Source organism: Arcicella gelida (assembly GCF_034931025.1).
In the GTDB taxonomy this organism is placed as follows: Bacteria; Bacteroidota; Bacteroidia; order Cytophagales; family Spirosomataceae; genus Arcicella; species Arcicella gelida.
In genome coordinates, this window is sequence record NZ_JAYGIL010000014.1 from 87,429 (window position 1) to 114,393 (window position 26,965).

The window sequence follows — 26,965 nt, forward strand, 5'->3', positions numbered from 1 at the left end:
AGTGAAGAGTTTTGAGTGAGGAATTGTGAATGTTGAGTGAGGAGTAAAATTATAAACTCCTCACTCTGCACTCATCATTCACAACTCATTTCGATACTTCTTGTACATTTTCAAGGCTACTTGGTGGCTGTTGCCTTTAGTTGTAGTCGGAAAATTCTTTTGTGTTTTCACCCAATTCCATTCCCAAGTACGAATATTAGCATCGAATGTTTTCAAATTTGGTTCACGATTTGCGACTAAAGCTTTGTTGAGTTCTACAAAAAACTGTTGCCATCTTGGTTTATAAAAATCATTTAACAAACCACTCCATTGACGGTTAGAATATTCGTGTAAAGGATTGTTAGCATCACCCCAAAGCGTGATAAGGTCACGAGCATTTTGTTCATAAAGGGCTTTTTCGGCTGGTGTATTTCCCCAACTTCTTGCTGAACTAATCCAAGGACCAAGCATAAAATCTTTGCGAGTTGCTAATAATTCGTCCATATCAGCAATCAAATCAATAAAAGCTTGGGAATCCTTTTTGAACTGTGCCGTATCTTTTGCTTTGAAAGAATTTTTCCATTTTTTCTGTAAAACTAAAGCATGATTTGCCAATACTTGTCGAGTAATATCCACTAAATCGTACTGAAATCCATCTGAATCTATCCCTTTTTTAGACGCTTCTACAAACAAATCCCAAGCAGGAAGCAAGTCTTTGGGTTTATAATTGAGCTTGGTTCTTGTCCATACAGTCGTAGAATCAAAAGTCGGGCGACCCGTAATAATTGATTCAGCTCCATCACGAATATCTTTACCATTATAAACTGTTTGACGAAGTACTTGCCAAGCTTCAACTAAAGATTTATCATCCGTTTTATAACGATTCTTAGCATATTTTACTAACCATTCGTTCAAATCGACTGGCGTAGTTTGCCAAGTGTGTTGCATCATCAATTCATAAATTACAGGATTTTGTTCGATGGCTTCCATCGTTAAACCGATTCCTTGTAAATTTTTAGAGTTTGGGTCGTTCAAAGCTAAAGCTGGGCCACTGGCTACGCCGTCCATTCTACCAAAAAGATTGACATTTCCCCCGAAATTATTCAACATATTCCAAATCCACGGTTTGCCATAAAAAGCATCAGTTCGTTTCCAAACTGGTTCTATTTCGGTCGCTAAATCCAACAATAACATTTTATCATTCGGCACAGCACTTAATAACGCTTCAATTTGTGGTGCTTTCCAGAATTTTCTATCACTATAAAATAGCCAACCTTGCATCACCCAAACCGCATCTGGGTCAGCTTGACGCATTCCTTCATAAATTCTAGCACTTAGTTTCGATAAATAAGCAGGTTCGTCGGTTGGTGGTTCGTTTTCGTTGAAAGTATCTGCCGAATACAAATGGTCTGAACCAAAAAGTTTTGTTTGTTTATTGATAAACTTTTTGCCCAACTCAGCAAAAAGTGGGTCTTCTGAATCCAAAATATAAGTATCGCCAAAACCGTTTGTCCAGTTGGTAGCTTTTAATTTTGCATTTGGGTATTTCTTTTTAAAAGCCGCTGGCACGTGTCCAGTAAAAGCTGGCAAAACGGGTTTCATACCCAAGGCACGTTCTCTTTGTACGATTTTTACTTGTAAATCTTTATGCGATTTCATCCAACTTACTGGAAGTGGACCACCCCAACCGTCAAGATTTCCCATCCAAAACCATGAAAAGTATGCTGGACCACTGAAAAAATCTTTTAAATCATTGTCGGAAAAGCCCATTTCGTTATATACTTCTCGCCAAGTGTATTCTTCACCTGTAATCGCCAAAGGCATATTGATGCCGTGCATCGCCATCCAGTCGATTTCTTTTTGCCATCTTTCCCAATTCCACCACGACATACTGTAATTGAATGTACAGTAATTCAAATAATAACGATATTGATAAGGCGTTTTTTGGGTAATTTTTGTAGGAACTTGTGGTAGTTTTACGGGCAAATCAAGATTTACGCCATTCCAAGTAATTTGGCAATGGCAATATTCTGTTAAGTAATAATATAAAGCAGAAGCAACAGCCACGCCATTGTTTCCTTTTAAAATGATTTTTTGGTTCTTGCTTTCTATTTCAAAAAGGTCTTTGGGTGCAGTACTGTCTAATGATTCGACCACAAAAAATTGTGCTTTCTGAGGAATCACCCTGCCAATGAGTGCTTGGGCTTCTGATTTATTAAGTTGTGCGTTTGTCAGATGACAACTCAAAAGTACAAAGATGACCACGAGGAAGCCAATGGGCTGAGATAGTTTAGTCATGTGGAGTATAATGTTTGGGTTATAAAGCTAAACCTCTAGCGGAAGGTTTAGCTTATAACTTAAAAAAATGGGTACGATTACGCTAAATTTTTGATAAACAAAACTGATTAGAATTGAACTAACATTGATATACGTGTTAATTAACCACAAGTTATGATTTTTTCAAAACCTGTGGTTAAACCTGTTTTTAATAGCCTGGATTTTGTTTCAAATTTGGATTCAATTGTAAGGCTACTCTTGGTATTGGGAAAATTCTACGATAGGTTTCGGCATTTGTTTTGTAACCCCATTTATCTTCAAACTTCCCGAAACGAATCATATCATTTCTGTGCCATCCTTCATAAGCAAATTCTCTTACTCTCTCAGCATAAAGTGATTCTAAATTCACACTGGCTAATGCCGCAGAAGTAGTTCTTTCTGAACGAACTTGGTTCACTAAAGTAAGAGCAGTGTGTCCTAAAGTAGCCGTTCCGCCTCTTAAAATAGCCTCAGCTTTCATCAATAGAATATCCGAGTAACGGAAAACAGGAATATCATTATTTTGATTTCTGCTCAACGAAGTACCATCTGCATAAAATTTATTGTTACGATAACCCATATTCCAAGCGATTTCATCATTACCAGCATCAAAAGCTGCAACGTCCTGACGAAGCACTACTTCTGGTGTTAAATTTACATGATACGTAACTGGAGCAGCACCATCACTACCTTTATAGAATTGGTCAAGCCCTAATTTTGTTGTTTGTACTGTAATAGGAGTACCATCGTCCATGTATTGTAATCCTTTAAGCCATTGCCCATTTCTTATATCATTGGCATCGTTGAAGTAAGCGTAGTATTCAGGTAAAGTACTTTCTGGACCACTTGGCGTAAAAGGTAATTTAAACTTAGCACGCATACTTCTTGGTATAGCATAACGAGAGTGTAAGTTTGTTGACCTGAAAGGAAAACTATTCGTTGATGTAGCATCATAAGGAATTGCAAAAATAAATTCCTTTTTAGAAGGTCCATTATCTGGATAAAACATTTTTAAATAAGTACTTCTAGCTTCAACAGCAAATAAACCTGAATTGATTATTTTGTCGGTTGCTGCAATACAATCTTCATATCTTTTTGTACCAGTGTAATGTTCGGCGTTCAAATACATTTTGGCTAATAAAGCATAAGCAGTCCATTTATTTGGTCTTCCATAAGTAACCACACCAGACGTTTCACTTAAATAAGGAATTGCTGCATTAATTTCTTTCTCGATAAATTTGAAAACTTCTGCTCTTGCAACATTAGTTTTTGGCGTAAAATCACCATACACTGTATCAATTGGTACATTTCCATAATTATCCATCATCCAAAAATACGCAAAAGCTCTTACCATTTTAATTTCAGCAAGGTTGGTATTTTTTACTGCCCCAGCAGGCATGGCATTCGATAAAATGTTTAATGTTTGGTTAGCAACGCCAATTGTTGTAGATAACCAAGTCCAGTTACCATTTAGAAAGTTATTATCTTTCGTCCAAGAATGGAAGTGCATTGTTTGGCATTGTCCACCATCAAACCAGTTTCCACCTCTTGCTGGCATAATAGATTCATCGGTACTGTATGATTGCTGTTGGAAATGCTCAACCGCATAATTACCTCTTAATGCAACATAAACAGGTCCGGATGCCGAAATATATTGTTCGGTATTGGTCGGAAAAACGTCTGGAGTAAGTTCTGTAGTTACTGGAACGACCAAATCGTGGCAAGAGAACAGTACTCCCGAAAGTAGCACTGATAATAATGTATATAAATATGACTTTTTCATAATTTCTAATTTTTAACAATTAAAATGAAACATTTACACCTATCAAGAAAGTACGTGTTTTTGGATAGAAATTGTTGTAATCTACCCCTGGAGCAATACCTCCTTGGTTTACTTCTGGGTCAACACCTGTATATTTTGTTATCACAAAAAGGTTATTGACAGAACCGTAAACTCTTAGGTTTTTAACTGCTGAACCTAAATTTTTGAAATTGCGACCTATAGTAGCATTATCGAATCTGATAAAACTACCATCTTCAATAAAGCGAGATGAATAGAAATAAGCATTGTAGTCTGAAGCAGACTCGTTGGCTGCATCTGCTAGAATATTAGCATATTGAACTGTGTTTGGTCTGAATAAATCTGCACGAGTTGCATTGAAAATTTTGTTACCAAAAACACCCCTGATAAATACGTTCAAGTCCCAATTTTTATATTTGAAAGTGTTGTTCCAACCCAATAATAGTTTTGGCTGAGCACTTCCTAAGTATTTATAATCAACGCCTTCTGTTGGAGTAGTTGTTAATTTACCGTCGGCACCTACAAACTGAGAAACACCTGTTGCATTTTTCCCTGCATATTCTAAAGCAAAGAATTGTCCGAGTGGTCTGCCTGCTTTAAGAATTTGTAAAGAACGTCCCGATTGTCCGCCTCCTTCTGGACGAGATAAAAGTACTGAATCGCCCCCAGCAAATAATGGATTCGTCAAACTTGTAATTACGTTTCTGTTATGAGCAAGGTTAACTGTTGTTCCCCAATTGAATGCTCCTTTGTTAATTACTTTTGCATTTACTGTTAATTCAATCCCTTTGTTATTAATACTTCCTCCGTTGGCAACAATACTTCCTACAGGTACAAGAATTGGATCTACCCCATAAGAGTATATCATGCCAGTGGTGGTTTTATTGTATAATTCTAATGAACCACTAACTTTGTTATTGGCAGTTGCGAAGTCAAAACCGATGTTAGTTGTAGCTGTTTTCTCCCATTTCAAATCAGGGTTAGCTGCTTTAGTTGGGCCGTTAGCTGCTACCAATGAACCATTGTAATAATATGTTCCTAAACCTCCTGAGATAAATTGAGCCGTGTAAGCATTAAAACCTGAAGCATTACCTGTTACACCATAACTTGCTCTTAATTTTAATTCACTCAAGATGTCTTGATTTGCCATAAAATCTTCTTGACTAATTCTCCAAGCAGCACCTACAGAAGGGAAATATCCCCACTGATTATTTTTCCCAAATACAGAGCTACCGTCTCTTCTTACCGAGCCTTGCAATAAATATTTGTTATTATAATTGTAGTTAAATCTAGCAAAGTCAGAAATTAATTGTGTTTCTTGATATACTCCATCAGGACCAAAACTAATCTGATAACCAGAAAGTCCATAAGGATTACTCAATGCTAAGTTGTTGTAACCAATGTTATCGACAGGTAAATTACTAGTAGTTACTTGGAAACCATCACCAATTTTATTGTTTTGCCAAGAATAACCAACAACAGCATTAATCGAATGATTGCCAAACTCTTTGTTCCAAGTCAAATAAGTTTCTAAAATCTTGTTAGTATTTTGGTACGAACTTCTACTTGCTTGTCCATTAGAGCCAAATGTTTGCTGATAGTGAAAACCTAAACCTGGGTCTGGGTTATCATACATATTATTGTAAGTGCTTGTATAATATTTGTTGTAATAAGTACCTTGTAATGTATTAGCATTCATGTACGAAAGGTCTAAATTATACGTCAAGCCAAACGGTAATTCTAATTGTGTTTTAAGGCTACCAATCAAATTGCTGTATTTAGATCTCATCTGGCTATTATTAATCATAGACACAGGATTGTAATAACTAGTATTTTCTAAATTCTCAAAATAAGTACCATCAGCATTGGTAATTGGCGATACAGGTAAATATGAAGCAGACTGTAAAAGAACAGTATTTCTGTATGGAATATCCTCAGCATCGCTGCTTGAATTAGTGATTGAGAACGCAAATTTCAATTTGTCTTTCAAGGCTAATTGTTCAATCGACAAACGAGCAATTACTCTTTCCAAAGAACTATTTAGCAAAATACCGTCTTTCTTTACATAGTTTAAACTCGCACTATAAGTAGTATGCTCGCCACCACCACTTACAGAAAGGTTGTGGTTTGTAGAAATAGCTTGTTTCTTTTGGATAGACGATTGCCAATCGGTATCAGCACCTTTATCATCTTTTGGAGAAAAAGCGATGTTTAATTTTTGCATAAAAGCACGTAATTCAGAGGCTGTCATCATATCTAGTTTATTAGACACTTTTTCAATTCCAACAAACGAACTATACGATACTTGTGTTTGTCCTTTTTTTCCTCTTTTGGTTGTCACCATAATTACACCGTTGGCAGCACGGTTTCCGTAGATTGCCGTAGCTGCTGCATCTTTTAGCACATCAATTGAGGCAACATCATCAGGTGCAATTGTTGAAATATCTGCTCCTGGCACGCCGTCAATCACATAAAATGGACCTTGAGCACTATTCAAGGTAGATGCTCCTCTCATAATTACAGCCGCAGGCTTGTTCGGATCGCCACTGGCAGTGATGTTCAAACCGGGAACTTTCCCTTGTAGCAATTGTCCAAGATCTGTGATTGCTCCTTTGTTGAGTTCTTCAGTTTTTACAGTACTTACCGCACTTGAAAGTGTTTTTCGTGATTGATTTCCATAACCAACTACCGCAATTTCTGCCAAAGAAGTCGCTACTTCTTGCAAGCTAACCGCAATAAATGTTTGGCTACCAACCAATACTTCTTTGGATTTATAGCCGATGTATGAAAAAACAAGTGTTTCATCTTTTGAAGCATTCAAAGAGAATTCACCATTAGCATCGGTGGTTGTTCCTTTGCTTGTGCCTTTGATGGCAATATTTACACCGACCAATGGCTTGGTATCGGTAGAAGAAATTACTTTTCCTTTAACAGTTTGTACAATTATTTCAATAGGAGCTTCTAATTTAGGAATTACTTTTTTAGGTTTTACGACGATTGTTTTATCGACGATTAAATACTCTAGCGGTTGGTTCGCAAAACAATCTTCAAGTACTTTTTCAATGTTGGCATTTTTTAGATTGATAGATACCTTGTCAGCATTTAATAACAAATCTGTTTTATACCAAAAAGTATAATCGCTTTGTTTTTCAATCTCTTTGAATACTTTATTGATAGCGGTATTTCTAAGGTTTAAATTAAACCTCTGCGAAAACCCTACAGCGCTTACCTGTAAATATATCGTCAATGATAAAATAAAGGTTAGTTTCATGACCCTGAAAAATTTAGTGGATAGTTTTTGTCCACGACAGGAAGCCGAAATACACGGCAAGCCCAGCCTAATTTGGAAAATAGGATTGCGATTCATACTTTTGTTTTGGGGTTTTAAATAAGATACTTGGAAAATTTATTTTAATCGAACTCCGACTTTGGGCGAAAACGTGGCTGCGTTTTCGCTTTTTTCGTTATCCAATGTCTTCTTGTGGAATGAGTGCCACTTTCACTGAAAAATGATGAATGTTTTTATACTTTAGCTTTCGGATTTCAGTTATCGGATTTCGGAACTAAAATCACTAATTTGGTTTCGAATTGTGGTTTTCTGATTTTAAAATAATAAAATCACTAATTCACTCAATCACTAACTCACAACTAACTCAAGGCGTAATGATGATTTTCTTGCCTTCAATTTTAAATTGTACTTCACTCATCGAAAGGATTTTCAATACATTCGAGAGATTTGTATTTCTTTGAAGTTTACCCGTAAAATGCTCGTCAGGTACTTTTCCAATATATTGAATATCAACATCATACCATCTTTCAATTTGTCGCATAATCACTTCTAAACTAGCATTATTAAATTGAAAATATCCATTTTTCCAAGCTAATTCTTCCTCCAAACTCACATCATTAATCGTTCTAAAAATACCATTATTAAAGCCCACTTTCGCTTGCTGACCGGGTTCGAGAATTGTAGAACGCTCGTTTTTACTAACTTTTACAGAACCTTCCAACAAAGTAGTTTTCGTCGCTTTTTCATTTGGATAAGCCATTACGTTGAAATGTGTTCCCAATACTTCTATTACTTGTCCATCACTAATTACCTTGAATGGCTTCTTAGCATTTTTGGCAACTTCAAAATATACTTCTCCAGTCATTTCCACTTTACGTTCATTACCAGAAAAAACCAGCGGGAATCTTAAACTTGAAGCGGCATTTAACCATACTTTCGTACCATCCGATAATACTACTTGATATTGTCCACCTTTAGGCGTAGTAATGGTATTATACCTAGGTTGGGCGATAGCCGATTGTTTAGACTCATAAACCAATTGCCCATTTTCTGGCTTTAGAATACTGGTTTCACCTTGTTTGCTGAGCGTGCCATTTTTGGAATTATCCAATATTACTTCAGAGCCATCATCAAAGGTTAAAATTGCTTTATCGCTTCCCGGTAAAATATCGTTTTTCTCAAATTCTTTTACTTGTACAATTCTATTTTCAATTCTTTTGTCAACAGTGTTATATTGAAACCAAGCGAATAATCCAACCGATATAATTAAAGCAATAGAGGCTACCATGCCATAGCTGGTTCTCCAAAAAACAGGTTTTACTTCTTCTTCAAAGTTGTTTTCCTCTTCTGCTACTACTTCTTGTTTTTGAGAAAAAATGGATGACAAAATTCTTTCCGACATTTCTTCTGGCATTTCTAGCGTAGATTTTTGCTTTTTCCATAAACTATGCAAAATTGCTTCTAACTCGCTTTCGGATGCAGAATTCGCCCATTTCATCAACTCATACTTTTCCTCTTCAGTACAATCATTACTGAAATATTTTCCAACCAAAAAGTTGATTCTTTCTGAAGGCATATTAATCAATGGCTTTTACCCCTTTAAAACTATAAAACTGACGTGTATGCAAAAGAGCTAATCATAAAACATTGCTACTTTTGAGCATAACTAAATAGAAGACATTTCTCGAAAAGGATAGGACTAGTTAAGAAGAAATTATTTTTAAATTATTTTTTGAGCATTATCCAAAACATATAAAAAATATACATTGCAGCCTGATATTTAAGCTTATGTTTGATAGTATTGAGAGCTTGAATGATGTGATTTTTAACCGTAGAAGGAGAGAGGTTTAACATTTCAGCAATTTCATCGTGTTTTAAATATTGTTCACGACTAAGCTTGAAGATAAGTTTTTGTTGGGGAGGGAGGTTTTCGATAATTTGTTTCAGCAATTTTTGAGTTTCATCAAACTGAATCATATTATCGGTAGAATTTACTTCAATATCTTGTGTGTCAAAATACTCAGCATACAACATTGTTTGTCTGGCAACATTTTTAAAAGCATTAATCGCTTGATTTTTTGCCATTCTAAACAGATAAGCATCAAATTGAACAATATTTACGAGTTCGCTTTTATCTTTCCAAAGCTTCAAAAAAATCTCTTGGATTATATCTTCTGTAACCTCATTTGACGCTGTCAGTCGATACAAATAGCCATATAATTTGTTTTTGTATGTATGAAACAAGGTAGCAAAAGCTTGTTCGTTTCCAGACGAAGCAAGTTCCAGCAGTACATTTTCATCATATAAAAGCTTTGAAATCATTTGGTCAAAAAAGTATATTTTTTATAAAGAAAGAAGCTCAGTTTTTAAATATACTTGATTTTTTATCAAAATGTGCTGATTTCTAGCCTAGATTTCAAAAAAAAGTGATTTTTAGATTATTTATCACTTAAAAATATACTCTCTGGAAAGTCCATTTTATGTTTTTAAATATTCTCTGAAATTATGTTTATAAAGAAGCTTTATCCTCAATAGTTGAATATTAAGGATAAAACTTTATTTTGATGAGATGAAAAAAATCTACTACTGTTTCTCAATCTTAAACCCAGCCTTCTGTACTGCTTCGATTACTTCTTCTGCTTTAAGTTCTTCTTCTCCAGAAACGCTGAGAATTTTATCTGCATTATTAATGTCCACTTGCCAGTTTTCAATGTTTTCTATTTGATTCAAAAAAGGCTTTACTTTTGCCACGCAATTATTGCAATTGATATTGGTTTTGAATGATAATTTTTCCATTTTAATTGTGATTGAGTGAGTTGTGAATTAGTGATTTCTTGTAGTTTATAACTCACAAATCTAAGATTGATTAATTTCTATATTTTAAACGAATACTATTACTTACTACTGAAACTGAACTGAGTGCCATTGCTGCTCCTGCAATCATAGGATTTAATAAAAAACCATTGAAAGGAAATAACACGCCTGCTGCCAAAGGAATTCCGATGAGATTATAAATAAAAGCCCAAAATAAATTCTGACGTATGGTTGATACTGTCTGTCGAGAAAGCTTCAAGGCTTGAGGAATTTTTAATAAATCAGAAGAAATTAAAGTCATTTTGGCTACGTCCATTGCAATATCCGAACCTTTTCCCATTGCAATACTGATGTCGGCTTGTGCCAAAGCTTGTGAGTCGTTGATGCCGTCGCCCACCATCGCTACTACTTTTTCTTCTTTTTGTAATTGCTTGATAAATTCTGCTTTATCATTCGGCATCAAACTCGCTTTCACATTCTTGATACCAACTTCATCTGCTACTTTTTGAGCCGTCAAAATATTATCGCCTGTTAACATAAATACTTCTATTCCTGCTTCTTGCAATTCTTGAATAGCAATTTTAGAAGTACTTTTGATTTTATCCGTGATGGCAATTATCGCTAATATTTCATTTTCATTGGCAAAAACAACCACAGTTTTTCCTTGTTTTTCTAAAGAAATAATCGCTTCGCTATCAGGATTTGCGGTGATACTCTCAATCCATTTTGGACTACCAACAAAATAGTTCAGACCATCAAAATTTGCTCGAATACCTTTTCCAACAACATTTTCAAAAGTATTAATGGTCAGAGGTTTTACTCCTTCTGCTTTCAATTGTTGTGTTACAGATTCTGATAATGGATGACTTGAAAGACTTTCTAAAGACAATAAAATACTTTTATGCGTATCATTTTCTGATTCATTTATCCAAATTATATCACTCACAGAAGGTTTCCCTTCGGTAATCGTACCCGTTTTATCTAAAATAATGGCGTTTACGTTATGGGCAATTTCCAAGCTTTCAGCGTCTTTTACCAAAATACCATTTTCTGCTCCTTTACCGACACCAACCATAATTGCCGTTGGCGTAGCCAAACCCAAAGCACAGGGACAAGCAATCACCAAAACCGAAACGGAAGTTAATAAAGCCTGAGTCAAGGCATTTTCTCCTCCAAAAATCATCCAAATTATAAAAGTAAGTACAGCAATTATGATGACGATTGGTACAAAAATACTGGCAATTTTATCTGCTAATTTTTGTACAGGTGCTTTGCTTCCTTGTGCTTCTTGCACCAATTGAATAATTTGAGCTAGAAAAGTTTCATCACCTACTTTTTCGGCAATAAATTTAAAACTTCCTTGCTGGTTGACTGTGCCAGAAAATACTTTTGAGCCTTTAGTTTTTTCCACAGGAAGCGGCTCGCCACTTATCATACTTTCATCCACAAAAGAATTTCCTGATAAAACTTTACCATCAACAGGTATTTTATCTCCTGGACGAATCAAAATTCTGTCACTTACTTGTACTTCAGCGATAGGAATTTCTTTTTCTTCGCCATTTTCAATCACCCAAACGGTTTTAGGTTGTAAGCCCATTAGTTTTTTAATGGCTGTTGAAGTATTCGATTTAGCGTTTTCTTCCAACAATTTTCCCAACATGATAAAAACAATTACCACAGCCGCAGCTTCATAATACACATGAGCGTGCAAACCTCTATGATGCCAAAATTCGGGGAAAAGTGTATTGTATAAACTAAATATAAAAGCGATTCCTGTACTTAAAGCCACCAAAGTATCCATATTGGCAGTACCTGCACGAGTTTGTTTGAGAGCATTCACAAAGAATTGTCGTCCAAACCAAAGTAAAACTGGCGTGGTTAAAGCTAATTCTATCCAATTAGCGTAAGGCATTTCCATAAAAAACATTCCGATAATTACTACAGGAATTGTGAGAATGGTAGCCCAAATCAGGTTTTGTTTGAGTTTTTGATATTGATTTTCTTTCAGAATTGCTTGCTGTTCTTTGGCTTTTTCGGGAGTTCCTAAGATAAGACCATAACCAATTTGCTGTAATTTATCTTGTAAAAATTCTGGAGAAGTAAGGCTGGTGTCAAATTGAATTTTGGCAGATTCATTCGCAAAATTGACTGCACATTCCAATACACCACTTTGTTTATCAAGAATTGTTTGAACACTACTTGCACAAGCGGCACAAGTCATTCCTGTAACGGGAACAATGAGTGTTTTGATTTGTGCTTGATTTTCTAATGTACTTTCCATTTTTTGTGTCATATTTTGATAACACAAAATTAGCGTGAAGGATTGGCTTGAGGCTTATATAATTGTTGGAGAAATTTATATAATTGGAAAGGCGAAGTTTTATCTTTGAATAATGCTTCGCCTTACTTACGAGTTGGAAACTCGTGCTACTGATTTATGAGTTTTACTTTGAAGTCTAAAAGTTCTTTTTTGCTTTCAAAGAATTTTCTTCCGATGATGTATTGGTACTGATGAATACTTGTCATCATGATATTCAGGGCATTATCGTCATAAGTAGGTCTTGAAAAATAGACCAATACTTCTGCTAAATATTTATTCAAATTCTCTTTGATTTCGTCTGTAATGACTGGCTGATACCTTTCATCACCCAAAAGTTTATTGATTTGCTCTTTAAAAAGTTTTTCTAATTCATAAATCGTATTGATATTTTGTTCGATGACCTCAAAGGGCGTATTATAATTAATAAACGCCGTGGCGTTCATCATTTTTACATAGATTTCAAATTGCTCGTCGTAGCTTTTGTCTATTTCGTCATACGCTTTGTAATGATTGAGGTACTCGGTTTCCAAACCTTTGCTTTGTGCCAATGTTAAAAAATACTGAAAAATCGCTTTATCATTTACTTCAATTTCTTTTTTCAAACGTGCCAATTCTGTTTCTAAAACAGGAATTAATTCATCGCATTGTTTGGGAGCATACTTTACGCCGTCGTAGTCAAATGATTTTATCGCTAAATCTCCATTCTTTATTTGCGTAATGGTTTGAATGTCTCTTTCAATGGCAATTGAAGTATAAACCGTATCAACAGCATTTTCACCGAATAAGTCATTAAATGTTAATTGGGGAGGACTTTCTAAGGAATCTTTATCGAAATAAAAGGGATTTTTATTGTCGTAATAACAGTTGAAAATGGTATCGAAAGTATTGGCTTTGTAATTTTTGGTGTAAGTTTCGATAAATTCTTCTGTCTTTTCATCTTTTACTTCTTCGTTATAAGTAACCTGTGCAAACAGATTATCCGTTACTTTTTGTTGAACTACATCAATGCTTTTGAATAAGACGATGGCTCTATCTGTTTTGTTTTCTTTGACACTGATATTCAATTTTTGAAGTGCCGCAACTCTATCTTCCGTATTCGGGTGCGAAGCCCATTGATTGGTAATCACTAATTTAGTTTTGTTGTAGCGATTATAATTTGAAAGATTTACCTGTGGAAGATTATTAACATTAGGCAACTTATTTTCTTTTGCCAGAAAATTCATCACAAATTGGTGTTGTGGAAAAATATTAGAAGGTTTCACCGCTTCGCTAATTTTATCGCTGTAATAATTAATGACGGTTTTGTAAGATTCGTCGGCTAAATCTAAACGCAAAAGCGAAGTAATCAGTGGCTCAGAACCCGCAACATTGGCAGCTACTTCGTCTGCATGAAACTCCATTTCTCTGGACAAACTCATGTAACTAAGATTCACGATGTCGTAAATTTTCCTTAAAACCCATTGGATTCCTTGAATAATTCTAAAGCCGAGTCTCACAAAAAAAGCGATATAACTATGCACACTTGCGATATTGCTTGCCGTAGATTCAAAGGAGTCATTCTCATAAAGCAAATTGTAAATAACCTGATTGACATTATATACATAGCTACCAACTTTCATCGACCTTTGCGAAAAGTGTCCGAATTCGTGGGCCAAAATGGCTTCAAACTCGCTAACAGAAACTGCATTTACCAAAGCAACTCCGATTTGTAGGTTTTTCTTGATTGGTAAAAACATACTCAGAAAGCTTGAATCATAAAATACCGAAGCATTTACTTCAGCAGACAGATAAATCTTTTTCGGGAAATCGGTCTTTACTTCTCCAACAATTTTCTGGATAAAAGCAAAAAGCTGAGGCTCTTGCGTAGCCGTGATTTCAATAAGGTGCGAACGGTCAACTACGTTCTTTTTGAAGATAAACTTTCCTAAGAAAAAAAGTACTAAAATGCCCATTGCAAGCAAACCTACTCCAACTAAAATGGTAAGTAAAGTCGGTTTTAACATGATAATCGCAAAACCTCCATAAGCACAAATAATAGTAAAAATGACGGATAAGAAGATGAGAGCGAGGTAAGTAACAATAAATAAGCAAATAGATAAAATTGCCTTGATAGTCATTTTCTTGAATGACTCAGAAACGGTGATGGATTGCATAGAGTATTGGAGGAAATATTTGGTAGATTTTATTAGATTTAAGGTAAGCGTTGTGATATATATTTTTCTACGAGTTGGAAACTCGTGCTACTGTTCATTCAGCCTTTTTTCTTCTTTTCAATACCAAACTATCCGCTGGATAATTGGCTTTCAAAGTATCCATTTGAGCCTTCGCCCAGTCAATTAGTACTTTCTTTTGGTCTTCGGTCAAGTTGGCTTCTTTGTGTAAACCCAAATATGTATATGAGGGTAAAGGCATTTCGCCTTCTTCGACCTGTTCAATGGTTTCTTTTAATTTATGATTTTGAACGGCAATGGGTAATTTCGTAAAAGTAGAAAAATTCAATTCATCTTTCCCTTCTTCTACATGATGTGCCAACCACGAAGCCACCGGCTGAATATTGGCATACCATGGATATTCAGTTTTATTACTGTGGCAATCGTTACAAGCTACTCTTAGGATGCCGTTTACTTCATCCGTTACCGCATATTTAGTCGAAATGCTGTACGTTTGATCATCTGAAAGATTTCTTTCAGGACGAATAAATTGGATTAATCCCAATACAATGACAATTCCTAATAAAATTTTATTTTTCATGTTAATTAAGTTTATAATGGTAATGTATTTAAAAAAATATTTAAAACGTAATAGTAATTAAAAATCACTAAATCGCCAACGATAAAAGTCATTGGAAAAGGTTAGTATTTGGAAAATCATCATCGCAAGTATAATTTCAAGTAAAGATTCTTTAATAACAATATAGCACAAAAACACTATTAACGATGAAACAAAAAATATTACTCTTAGTCTTGATTGGAATATTAACTTCTTTTGCTCCGAAGAAAATTACTTGGGTAGCAATAGGAGATTCTATTACTTATCTGAACGACCATCCTAAAGAAACTGGCAATAGAATTACAAAAGGTTATATGACTGGTGTTGTTGAAAAATTACCTCAATTTGAATACATTAACCAAGGGCATAATGGTTGGACTTCTGTACGAATTGCGGAACAAATTGAGAATCTCGGACTTGTGAAAGCAGATGTGTATTCTATTTTTTTGGGAACGAATGATTGGTGGGGCGGAAAACCTCTAGGCACTTTTGCTGACTATCAAAATAATACAGGAAGTACAACGGTTCATGGTGCTTTTCGCATCATAATTAATAAAATTAGAGCGTTGAATCCAGAAGCAAAAATTGTTTTGATTACGCCGATGCAAAGAGCTGATTTTGTTTATATCGCCAATCCTAAAAATAATGCTTATGGCTCGTATAGAGAGAAAAAAGGACAACTTTTATCCCAGTTTGCAGAAGCGATTAAAGCCATCGGCAAGTACGAAAATATCAAAGTGGTTGATTTATACAATCAGAAAAAACTGAAAGTTGAAAAGCTTGTCTATTTTAAACGGCTAAAAGACACTCTCACGGGCGAATACAAAAATTATACTTATCCAGCTTTCATTGATGTTCCTTTCAATGCAGCCACTGATGAATATCCATATCCACTTGAATCTATCAATATGACTTATGATGGATTACATCCTTCCGACAAAGGTTATGAAGTAATTACTAAACAATTGGTAAAAGTGATGAGGAAGTTTTGATTTTTAAATGCACTAATATTTTATCCTGTCATTGAATTTAACATATTCAGCGGCAGGATTTTTTTTGATAAAATTGATACTCAAAAGTTTAATTGACTTTTATTGTATAATTATGATTATGTTAAATAATAATCAAAGTTATTTGTTCAGTGAAAGCTAATAAGTATTAAACCTCTTCTGAAAGTTTGAAATTTAATCCCAAAACATTCAAAAGAGGTTTTATTTAGAAAATATTCAGTGGTTAAGCTTTAATAATTTATTTAACTAAAAACTGTTTAGAAAGTTCATCGTAAATGCCGAGAAATTTGTTTGATTTACCATCTTTTTCAAAGAAAGCTTCCCAAGTACTGAGCGGTTCCCAAATACAAGTGCCTTTTCCTTTGCCATTGGGCAAATTAAAAGTAATTGCATTCACGTCTTCTTTTAACTGAGAGTACTCAACTACGATTACGTCTTTGTCGTAACGCTGAATAAGATTGCTGAGGTTATCTCTTAAATCGTCCGTTGTTCCGTGCCATTTTGGATAATAGGATTCGCCAATTACGTCAAAATGTACACCTCTTGCCAACATTGCATCAATAAAATTCACAGATTCATGATTTTGTCCGCCCAATGCTACATGCAACATCATTGTTACTGTTGGGTCAACAGATTTTACTGCGGCTGTTCCTGCATTTAATAATTGAGCTAATTCATCAAGATTTTTCACATTTCCTTCTGGCCAAATGATACCATGATTGATTTCATTACCAATCTGCACCATATCTGGCGTAGTGCCTTGGTTTTTCAATTCCAGCATTACTTTCTGCGTATAATCAAACAAAGATTTTTTCAAATCCATAAATGCTAAACCAGACCAAGCTTTTGGTTTGTATTGCTTCCCGGGGTCTGCCCAAGTATCGCTATAATGAAAATCAAGCAAGAGTTTTAAACCTGCTTCTTTTACTCTTTTTGCCATTTTTTTCGTTTGCTCTAAATCACAAAATCCTTTTTGTGGAGAATATCCCTCTACATCGGCAGGATTATGAAAAATACGTAAACGCACGTAATTGAAACCATGTTCTTTCAAAATCTGGATGGCATCTTTTTCAATTCCTTTGTCGGAAAACTTGATATTTTTAGCTTCTAATTCTGGTAAAAATGAAATGTCTGCTCCCATCATTTTATCGACAGGACGAGCTTTTGCAGCTTCTCCTTTCAATTCATAGCTTTTATCAATCGTAATTTTAGTCGTATTCGCTGGTGCAATTGTAATAATATCCGTTGAACCAGCGTAAAGTCCAGCGGCAGTCGCTTCAAATTTTATCAAATCTGGATTTGTACCAGGCTGTACAATTACCTGACATTTTCCATTGAATAAAGTTCTTTGCCAAGCACCATCCACACATTTATCGGGTTCATGGCTACTTGGGTCGCCATTGCCAACACCGATAATTTTTGCATCTCCTTTGATTGAAAATTTAATCAAATTATCCGCATTGGGTACTTCCCTCCCATCTTTATCTATCACACTGATATTGATAATACTTACATCTTTTCCATCAGCTAAAGTAGTGGTTTTGTATGGAGTAACCACGACTTCTATGGGGTTAGATGTAGTCTCAACTTTTGCCGTCAATTTTCTGCCTTTTTTATAAGCGATGGCTTCCAGTTTTCCTGCTTTATAATTTACCGACCATTGCAAATGCCCATTTCTTGGCATTTCTTTTTTGCCTAAACTTTTGCCGTTCAAGAATAATTCTACGTCATCTGCATTGCTATTCACCCAAACATCAATTGGCTGATTTTCTTTTCCTTGCCAGTTCCAATGTGGACTAATATGAAGTATATCTTTGTCTGTCCACCAACTTTGATAATAGTAATAAATGTTTTTAGGAAAACCGCAAACGTCCATTACGCCAAAATGAGAATTGATATTTGGCCAACGATAAGGCGTTGGTTCGCCTCGATAATCGAAGCCTGTCCAGATAAAACCGCCCAACCAAAAATCATTCGTTGCCGCTAGTTTCCACCATTCTTCTGCAGTACTTGCCCACCATGGAGCGGTAATATCTTGGTCTGGTACGTAAGCTCTGATAGTATCTTTTTCATAAATTCCTCTGGTCGTTAAAGTACTTCCCATTTCTGTTCCGATAATGGGTTGATTCGGATGCTCTTTATGATAATCGGCTACGCCAAATTGACGATAATTAAATCCTCTTACAGGAATAACTTCATTCACGCCACGATATACATTCGCCAAATCAGCTGCATAAGTACAAGTACGAGTTGGGTCTAATTGCTTTTGTTTTTCGATTAATGTCAGAGCGATTCTTTTGCCAAAAGTATTGGTTTGAATACCTCCTTCTTCATTTCCGATACTCCACATAAAAATTGAAGCATGGTTTCGGTCACGTTTAATAAGGCGTTCAAATTGATTCATGTACTCCGTTCCACTGTTGAGTAAACGCTGTTCGTCCATCACCAACATTCCCAGACTGTCGCAAGCCGCTAATAATTCTGGAGTTGGGGCGTTGTGACTGGTTCGGTAAGCATTTGAACCCATGTTTTTCAATAAACTGATGCGATAATATTGTAAATAATCAGGCAAAGCACTTCCCAAGCCTGCGTGGTCTTGGTGATTGTTTGTTCCCAGAATTTTTACATATTTTCCATTCAAGAAAACGCCATTACTTTTTACTTCGATGGTTCTGATACCAAATTTAAAGCTTTGTTTATCAATGATTTGACCGTTTGATTTCAATTCAACCAAGACTTTATACAAGTACGGGTCTTCCAAATTCCAAAGTCTTGGATTGTTGACGATGAAACTCTGTTTGGTTGTTTTTTCTTCTAAAGAATATTGATTTAAAGCCTGTTCCGCAGATTTTCCTACGATTTTACCCGTTCTATCAAGCAAGTACGAAGTAAGTGTATAATTGGCTGAGGCAAAATTCTCATTGCTGACAGAAGTTTCAACATTAATTGTCGCTTTATTATCTTGAATCTTCGCATGAGCAAAAATTCCATCTGTATTGATGTGTAAATTTGAATATTTATTCAACCAAACGTGACGATAAATTCCCGCCCCTTCATAAAACCAACCTTCATACTGCGAAGCATCAGCCCGAACAACAATGACATTTTCACGTTTGAAATCGATAAAATCAGTAATATCATAAGCGGCGCCCAAGTATCCACTTTTATTATTTCCTAAGTAAAAACCATTCACCCAAATGTTGGCATCTCTGAAAATACCATCAAATTGAATTTGGAAACGACTACCAGAATCAGCGGGAGCTACTTTAAAATGTTTTCTGTACCAACCCACCGAAGTTTCTGGGAACAATCCGCCCACAGGTTTAAAGCCATGTGCCTCAACATTCAAATCTTCTGATTTTACAAAAGGTAAATCAGCTACCCAATCGTGTGGAAGATTTACTTTATCCCATTTTTCGTCTTTAAAACGTGGCTCAATCGCAGAGTTTTCGGCAATTCCCGACTTTACAAAAGCCTTTGTAATGCTATAATTAAAATCTTTTTCAGGATTAGAAGTATGTCCAAAATGGAATTTCCAATCCTTATCAAAATTAATTCTTTGCCTTTGTGTCACTTGTGAAAATGATAAAAAAGAGGACAAGCATAACAGGAAAAATCCTGTTAAAAAAGTACATTTATGATTTTGCATATTTATTAAAATAATAAGAAATCGTTAAAAAAATTTCCTCTGAAATACTCAGAGGAAATTTAAGCAAACAAGTATTCGACATACTCATTCACGATTTTCAAAAATGATTTTCAACCAAAAAAAACATTTTCAATTAGGGTAAGAAAGCATCCATCGCTACGGTCGGTTTCCCAGAATTGTCGAATGCTCCTAAAGTATAGCCAACCCAATTATAAGCTTGTGGTTCCCAATACAGTACGCCTAAGCCTTTATCATTGCTGAGAGATTTTGTTTTAGCAATAATATCGCTGATAAACAATTTACAATCTGCTGCACTATCCCACGGCATACCTACTTCTACAATCATTACTTCTTTATTGTAACGAGTCACCATGTCGTTCATATTGGTTAAACATTGCTGATTTACTTTCGCCCAACCACCAGTGGCAAAGTCTGGAGCGTAAGTTGGATACAAGGACATTCCGATAACATCATATTTTGCTCCGTTGGTTTTTAGTCCATCAAACATCCATCTAAATAGCTGATTATCATAACCATTAGAAATGTGAACGATTACTTTTGCTTCTGGAAAAACAGCTTTTACTGCATCATAACCAGCGTTAATCATTTGGGCAAAATTGCTCATACTGGTTGATGCTCTTCCTGTTGGCCAAAGCATTCCATCATTGGTTTCGTTGCCAACTTGAACCCATTCTGGCGTAATGCCATTTTTCTTGAGTTCAGTCAAAACCTCCGTTGTATGTGTTCCGATGGCAGATTTCAAGCCTGCTAAATCCAAACTATTCCAAGCAGCTGGTTTAGTTTGTTTGCCAGGGTCAGCCCAATTATCACTATAATGAAAATCAATCATGATTCTGAAACCTAAGCTTTTTGCACGAAGGGCTTTCACCACTACATCGGCAGTATTATTATAAGCTGGCGAAGGATTTACCCAAACTCTCAAGCGAATGGAGTTCATTCCTAAAGCTTTCATCAAGGCAAAACACTCTGTCTCTTTGCCCGATTTATCATAGAATTTTCGTCCAGCCGCTTCCATTTCGGTAATCCAACTGATGTCTGCTCCTTTTGCAAATTTTGAAACAGGAGGTTCAATAACTGGTTCGATAGGTTGTGATGTGTTACTACAAGATAGTAACAGAAACGAGCAACAAATAAAGTTGATGAATTTGTTCATTTTATTCAATGGTATAAGTATAATTTCCTGCTTTTAAATCTAAAGTAATCGTATGTTTTCCTGCTAAATTAGCTGGAATCGTAATATTATCACCGTCGTATTCTAAAGATAAATCTGCACCAGTATCTCCCAAATTAAGTGTCCACGCACTATTTGCTCTGAATTTCAAAGCACCTGCTTTCAAGGTTGTTGTTACTTTCCAAACATTTTTTGTGGCATCATAAGTCATAGGAACATCACTATTCCAACCATTTTCTGCTGCATCTCCAATAATTCCCCAAGTAGTTTTGGTAGCACTCCAAGTATTGTTGTTAGTATTTCCTTTTAATAAGTAAAAGCCGTCTTCTGGTACAAATAAATTACCGCCTGAGCTACTAAAAGTACCCATTACATCACTTCCTGTGGTGGTGCTACTTGCCCATCCATAACTTGTTCCGTTCCAATCTGGCTGACTGGTGTATTTAAACTGACGTGTTCCACCTACAATATTTACATAGCCTTCATAAATCCCATTTGAATTTCTGGAAGAAATTTTAGGAGCAGTTGCAGGATTCCAACCTTGAAAATCGCCTGCTACCCAAAGTGAAGGATAATTAATTACGACAATGTATGGTGTAACCGAAACGGATACAACATTAGAATAAATATCCGCTACTGCATCGGCAATATTAGACTTTACTCTTACTTCTAACTGACCAACGGCACTTGGTTTTAACCCTAAAATGATTGACAATTGGTTAAAATCAGCAGTGGTGTACTTAAACTGAACTGCATTTCCCAAACTGATTTCTTGGGGTGCGGCAAAGCTGGTTCCAGCCTTGGCAATTTGTAAAGTATAACGTACAGCCGCTTGGAATCCGTAATTTGAACGGTTCCAAGTAAATGCGACAGTCGTATCGTTGGCAGTTGAAGCTGTAAGTACATAACTTGTTTTAGAGGTAGTCAAAGCAGGAGCTTCACCTTTGCTACTCATCACAGTTTTTATTTCATCGTTTTCACAAGAAAAAATACCAATGCTTACGAGGCACAAAAAGAGTATTTTAAATATATTTTTCATGATAGTATGTTTGGGAGAATTTGAAAATTTGAAGATTTGGTAATTTGAAAATGAGAGATAATTCACCAAATTCTTAAATTCAAACTTTAACATTTTCAAATCTTCAAATTGTCATTCATTTTCAAATTAAAAAACTAATACCCTTGATTTTGCACCAAATTTGGATTTGATGATAAATCGTTTGAAGGTATCGGGAAAAGATTGTACTTGTCTTCTACGGCTCTACCATTGGCAATACCACCTTTCCAAACCCACAAATAAGCATTGGTAGTGAATTTTTTGTAGCGAATTAAATCCGTTCTGCGATGTGCTTCATAGTATAATTCTCTGCCTCTTTCATCCAAAATAAAATCAAGTGTCAGTTGCGAAGCGGTAATATTACCCGTTGTTTTTCCGCCATAAGCTCTGGTTCTCAATTGGTTGATATAAGTAAGAGCGGTAGTCAAATCGCCACCTGTTCCACCTCTTAGCACGGCTTCGGCATAAATCAAATTAATTTCCCCCAATCTGAACAAAGGAAAATCAATGTCCGTCCAGTTGCCTGATGGGTCAGCATTAGGTGCTTTTGCTCCTGTACGGGTTTTATTTCTGTATTTTGTTGAAGAATAACCGTCTGTTCCTGTATATAAATCTGCCATTAAACGGTTTTGACCTACTGTATAAAACATCGCTCTTTGGTCGGTATTACCAGAAGCATCGCTGAATAAATCCACAAAATTGTTGGTATGACGCAAACCGCCCCAGTTACCACTCGTTCCCGAAATATCTCCCGGCACAGCAGCAGGCCCGTGAGTTAAATAAGTAGTTCCGCCCCAGTTTTGTGTATTCGTAGCATCGTAGGCAATCATGAAAATATTTTCACTTTTATTCAAATGATTATCCGCCAAAGTCAATTCACGATAATTTGGATGTAATGAAAAAGATGACGACTTTATTTTATTGGCATAAGTAATGGCATTTGTGTATTTTGCAGTTCCCGTATAAACCTCAGCGTTCAAGTACAAACGAGCTAACAATGCCCATGCTGCCGATTTTTCGGCACGAGGATACTCGTTTTGTCCCACTGCGATTAAGTCATTTTCAATCGCTTTTAATTCTGTTTCGATATAAGTAAACAGTTCATTTCGCTGAATTTGCTTTGGCAAAGTAGCTCCAATCGCATCGTTTTCAGTAACAAAAGGTGGATTTCCGAATAAATCCATCAAAACCCAATATTGGTACGCACGAATAAATCTTGCTTCAGCACGGTACTTTCTGATATTTTCGGCATCTGTTCCTGAAATACCTCTTTTGCTTAAATTTTCGTCAGACGACTGGCGAATAAAATCGTTACAAAGTGTAATTTGGAAGAAAGCACGATAATAGATTCCGTTTATAATTGGATTCACCGCCGACCAACTCATTTCTTTTAAACCTTTTACGCCAGCATCATTTTGCCAAGTCCAAGCAGCTTCGTCGGTAGTTAATTCTTGTAAATTCCAGTACAATCTCAAAAAGTCAGAATTTCCTTCGTCTGAAATAATTTGTGAAGGAATATCTGGGCTTCCCGTTCCGCCCGTATTACCCGTCAAAGCGAAAGCAGAATATACTTTTGCCAAAGCTTGTTTGTAGCCTAGTGGTGTTTTGTACACCGTTTCGGCAGTAATATCATTGGTTGGTAATAAATCTAATTTATCAGTACAAGCGTTTGTCATCAAGACGATTACACTTGCTATGGCTATTTTTATATAATTTATTTTCATTTTTCCTGTTGAATTTTTATTAAAAATCAAGATTCAATCCTAAAGCAATGGTACGTGGACGTGGATACAAATTATTATCAATTCCCGAAGCTACTTCTGGGTCTAAACCTTTGTATTTTGTAATTACAAAAACATTCTGAACGCTGGCATTGATGCGTAAATTAGCATTGCTATTTTTCAAGAATTTGCCCAAATCATAGCTAAGATTGACATTGTCCATTCTTACAAACGAAGCATTTTGAATATAATAATCGCTTAATAATTGTTGGCTACTTCCTTTGAATTGCGTTTCTAAATAATTAGTTGAAGCATTGTAAAGTACGCTGTTGCCTGTTATTTGATTCAATACTCCACTTTGACTAAAGTTGTTGTTATACACATAATTATCAAAAGAAGCACGCATCACAAAACCTAAATTCCATTTCTTGTAATTCACCGAGCTACTCAAACCTAAGAACACTTTTGGTACAGAACTTTTACCTTTATAAAGGTCATCTTGATTAATGATGCCATCACCATTTTGGTCAACAAAAACGCCTTCTACTGGTTTTCCAGCTTCATTATATACTTGTTTGTATAAATTGAACGTATTTCTGCTGAATCCAACTGCATTGATAAAAGCGAATTGTCCGCCAATTCCGCCTGCAATTCCGCCAGAAGGAAAGCCGGGATAATTTTTATCTTGAGGAATTACCGTTAAGTTAGTAATCGTATTTTTGTTATAAGTAGCATTAAAATCTAAATTCCAAGTCAAATTATTCGTTCTGATAATTTGCGTTCCGATGTTAAATTCAACGCCTTTGTTTTCCATCGAACCAACGTTTGCAACGATAAATGCAGTAAAGTTTGCTCCAGCAGGCTGTGGAATGTTGTTCAATAAATCTTTGGTGTTTTTTACATAAAAATCAATACTCCCTTTTACTCGGTTATCAAAGAAACCGTAGTCTAAAGCAATGTTTTTTGATGCTGTTTCTTCCCATTTACGATTGCTGTAAAAACCACCAGGACGATAACCTTGATAGAAAGTATCTCCAAATTGATAAGAAGCATTTGCCGAACTCAAAGCAAAATATGAGTAATAATCATAGTTCCCGATGCCATCTTGTTGACCAGTAACGCCATAACTTGTACGGAGTTTAAGGGCAGAAATTACTTTACTTTTCGCTAAGAAAGTTTCGTCTTTAATGTTCCAAGCCAAAGCGATAGAAGGGAAAAGTCCCCATCTATTAGCTGGAGCAAATCGAGAAGAACCATCACGGCGAAGTGTCGCTGTTAAAAAGTAACGGTCATTCAAAGAGTAATTCGCACGACCGAAGAATGAAATCAAAGTATTTTCAGGCTTATCGAAAGGAAAAGCGGGGTCAGTATTTGGGTACTTCACACCCGCTGCATTGTAACTTGCGTAATTATAATTAGTGGTTTGGTAATTATTAAACGAGTAGCCAGCCATTGCATCAAACTTACTTTTGATGTCTTTCAATTCTTTGGCATAATTCAGGTAAAACTCTAAAAGTGTATTTTGCTTGGTTTGTTTGTACGTATTGTTCGTTCCACCAACGCCACCTGCTACATAACCAATGGCAGCACTGTCTGAAACATAAACAGTTCCTGCACCTTTCGACACGTCGTAACCAATGTTCAAATTTGCTCTTAATTCTGGCAAGAAATGGAATTTATAATCAAATTGAATATTGCCGATACTTCTTTGTGGCGTACTTTCATCAAAACGTTGTTCTAATTGTGCTAATGGATTTCTTCCTGCTAAATTCACTAAACCTGTGGCACTTGTTTTATCCAACCATTCAAAGTAACCGCCAAATCTTTGTGGATTTTCTGTGGCATAAACAGGTTGAGTTGGGTCGAAACTAATGGCTGAACCAATTGCCCCCAAAGAAGCAAATCTTGCTTTTTGCATACTTCCTTTCAAGCTAATATCTACTTTCAAATGATTTTCAAAAAAAGTAGGATTTAAAGCAATTGATAAAGAAGTTCTTTGCAATTTATCCGTTTTCAAAACCCCCGTTTGGTTCTGAAATCCTAATGAAACACGGTAAGGTAATTTTGCGACTTCACCACTCATACTTAGGTTATTGTCGGTCATGAATGCAGTTTGATAAATTGCATCTTGCCAATTGGTATTGGCTTTACCAAGCATCATTTTCTGGGCTGCCGTTCCTTTTTCATTGACAATCGCACGGAATTCGTCAGCACTCAAAACACCTACTTGTTTAGTAATATTTGATGTTGAATTTGTTGAAGAAAAATTCACTCGCATCGCTCCACTTTTCCCTTTTTTAGTCGTGATGATGATTACTCCATTTGAAGCCCTTGTTCCATAAATCGCTGCTGCCGACGCATCTTTCAACACCGTAAAAGTTTCAATATCATTTGGATTAATAAAACTCAATGGATTAGACGCACCAGCAATTCCACCTTCGCCTTCCAAAGGCACGCCGTCAATCACAAACAATGGATTGTTACTTGCACTTAATGAAGAACCACCACGAATACGAATCGTACTTCCTGCACCGGGCTGACCGCTGTTTGAAATGATAGAAACACCTGGCACTTTTCCAGCAATCAATTGCTCTGGAGTAGTGATTGCTCCCGTCTGAAAATCTTTTGCATTAATCGTGGTAACGGCTCCAGTCAAGTCTTTTTTACGTGACGTTCCATAACCAACAACTACCACTTCATCTAAAGCAGTATTGTTTACAACCATTACAATATTCATCGTTGTAGCAGTACTTACTGGCATTTCTAATTTAGTAAAACCGATAGAACTGAACACTAAAACATCGCCCGTAGTTGCCTTTATTTTGAATTCGCCTTTGGCATCCGTAATGGCTGCCGTCTTCTTATTTTTCACCGTGATACTTACCCCAGGAATGGTTGATTCTGCCGAATCTACTACTCTTCCTGTTATCATTCTGTCTTGTGCAAAGGCATTTCTATGCGTTAAAACACAAATGACTATCAAGACATAGTACAGTAATTTTTTGCTCATCTCAATTCTGTTTATAAATAAAATACTATTAATTATTT

At 35.8% G+C, this 26,965-nt stretch carries 15 protein-coding genes; 1 reads left to right on the forward strand and 14 read right to left on the reverse strand.

What is annotated here, in order from left to right:
- Window positions 1–78: 78 nt before the first annotated feature.
- From VB776_RS12955 to VB776_RS12995, 9 genes are all read right to left on the reverse strand, one after another.
- Window positions 79–2,277: an alpha-N-acetylglucosaminidase gene (locus tag VB776_RS12955; RefSeq protein WP_323330303.1), complete on the reverse strand. Its 2,199-nt coding sequence runs from the start codon at window positions 2,275–2,277 to the stop codon at window positions 79–81.
- Window positions 2,278–2,464: 187 nt separating this feature from the next.
- The gene (locus VB776_RS12960; RefSeq protein WP_323330305.1) at window positions 2,465–4,078 is read right to left on the reverse strand and encodes a RagB/SusD family nutrient uptake outer membrane protein; all 1,614 of its coding nucleotides are present in this window, start codon (window positions 4,076–4,078) and stop codon (window positions 2,465–2,467) included.
- A gap of 19 nt (window positions 4,079–4,097) precedes the next feature.
- On the reverse strand, window positions 4,098–7,367 hold the full coding sequence (locus VB776_RS12965) for a TonB-dependent receptor (protein ID WP_323330307.1): 3,270 nt from the start codon (window positions 7,365–7,367) through the stop codon (window positions 4,098–4,100).
- Window positions 7,368–7,749: 382 nt separating this feature from the next.
- A complete protein-coding gene (locus VB776_RS12970; RefSeq protein ID WP_323330309.1) occupies window positions 7,750–8,961 on the reverse strand; it encodes a FecR family protein in 1,212 nt (403 codons plus the stop codon).
- Window positions 8,962–9,110: 149 nt separating this feature from the next.
- On the reverse strand, window positions 9,111–9,707 hold the full coding sequence (locus VB776_RS12975; protein ID WP_323330311.1) for an RNA polymerase sigma factor: 597 nt from the start codon (window positions 9,705–9,707) through the stop codon (window positions 9,111–9,113).
- 261 nt (window positions 9,708–9,968) lie between these two features.
- Window positions 9,969–10,181, reverse strand: coding sequence for a heavy-metal-associated domain-containing protein (locus VB776_RS12980; RefSeq protein ID WP_323330312.1), 213 nt, complete (start codon window positions 10,179–10,181; stop codon window positions 9,969–9,971).
- A gap of 70 nt (window positions 10,182–10,251) precedes the next feature.
- A complete protein-coding gene (locus VB776_RS12985) occupies window positions 10,252–12,480 on the reverse strand; it encodes a heavy metal translocating P-type ATPase (protein ID WP_323330313.1) in 2,229 nt (742 codons plus the stop codon).
- 146 nt (window positions 12,481–12,626) lie between these two features.
- A complete protein-coding gene (locus tag VB776_RS12990; RefSeq protein ID WP_323330314.1) occupies window positions 12,627–14,672 on the reverse strand; it encodes a M48 family metalloprotease in 2,046 nt (681 codons plus the stop codon).
- A 94-nt stretch (window positions 14,673–14,766) separates the two neighbouring features.
- Window positions 14,767–15,270: a heme-binding domain-containing protein gene (locus VB776_RS12995; RefSeq protein ID WP_323330315.1), complete on the reverse strand. Its 504-nt coding sequence runs from the start codon at window positions 15,268–15,270 to the stop codon at window positions 14,767–14,769.
- A gap of 185 nt (window positions 15,271–15,455) precedes the next feature.
- Between VB776_RS12995 and VB776_RS13000 the strand changes: the two genes are divergently transcribed.
- Window positions 15,456–16,280, forward strand: coding sequence for an SGNH/GDSL hydrolase family protein (locus tag VB776_RS13000; protein WP_323330316.1), 825 nt, complete (start codon window positions 15,456–15,458; stop codon window positions 16,278–16,280).
- A gap of 256 nt (window positions 16,281–16,536) precedes the next feature.
- Here VB776_RS13000 and galA read toward each other — a convergent pair whose 3' ends face one another.
- The 5 genes from galA to VB776_RS13025 all read right to left on the reverse strand — a co-directional run bounded on the left by galA (window position 16,537) and on the right by VB776_RS13025 (window position 26,927).
- A complete protein-coding gene (gene galA / locus VB776_RS13005; RefSeq protein WP_323330317.1) occupies window positions 16,537–19,872 on the reverse strand; it encodes a beta-galactosidase GalA in 3,336 nt (1,111 codons plus the stop codon).
- Window positions 19,873–20,080: 208 nt separating this feature from the next.
- Window positions 20,081–21,121, reverse strand: a complete 1,041-nt coding sequence (locus VB776_RS13010; RefSeq protein WP_323330318.1) for a glycoside hydrolase family 53 protein — start codon at window positions 21,119–21,121, stop codon at window positions 20,081–20,083.
- Between the two features lies 1 nt (window position 21,122).
- Window positions 21,123–22,178, reverse strand: coding sequence for a SusE domain-containing protein (locus VB776_RS13015; RefSeq protein ID WP_323330319.1), 1,056 nt, complete (start codon window positions 22,176–22,178; stop codon window positions 21,123–21,125).
- Window positions 22,179–22,312: 134 nt separating this feature from the next.
- Window positions 22,313–23,920, reverse strand: a complete 1,608-nt coding sequence (locus VB776_RS13020) for a RagB/SusD family nutrient uptake outer membrane protein (protein WP_323330320.1) — start codon at window positions 23,918–23,920, stop codon at window positions 22,313–22,315.
- 19 nt (window positions 23,921–23,939) lie between these two features.
- The gene (locus tag VB776_RS13025; RefSeq protein WP_323330321.1) at window positions 23,940–26,927 is read right to left on the reverse strand and encodes a SusC/RagA family TonB-linked outer membrane protein; all 2,988 of its coding nucleotides are present in this window, start codon (window positions 26,925–26,927) and stop codon (window positions 23,940–23,942) included.
- Window positions 26,928–26,965 lie beyond the last annotated feature (38 nt).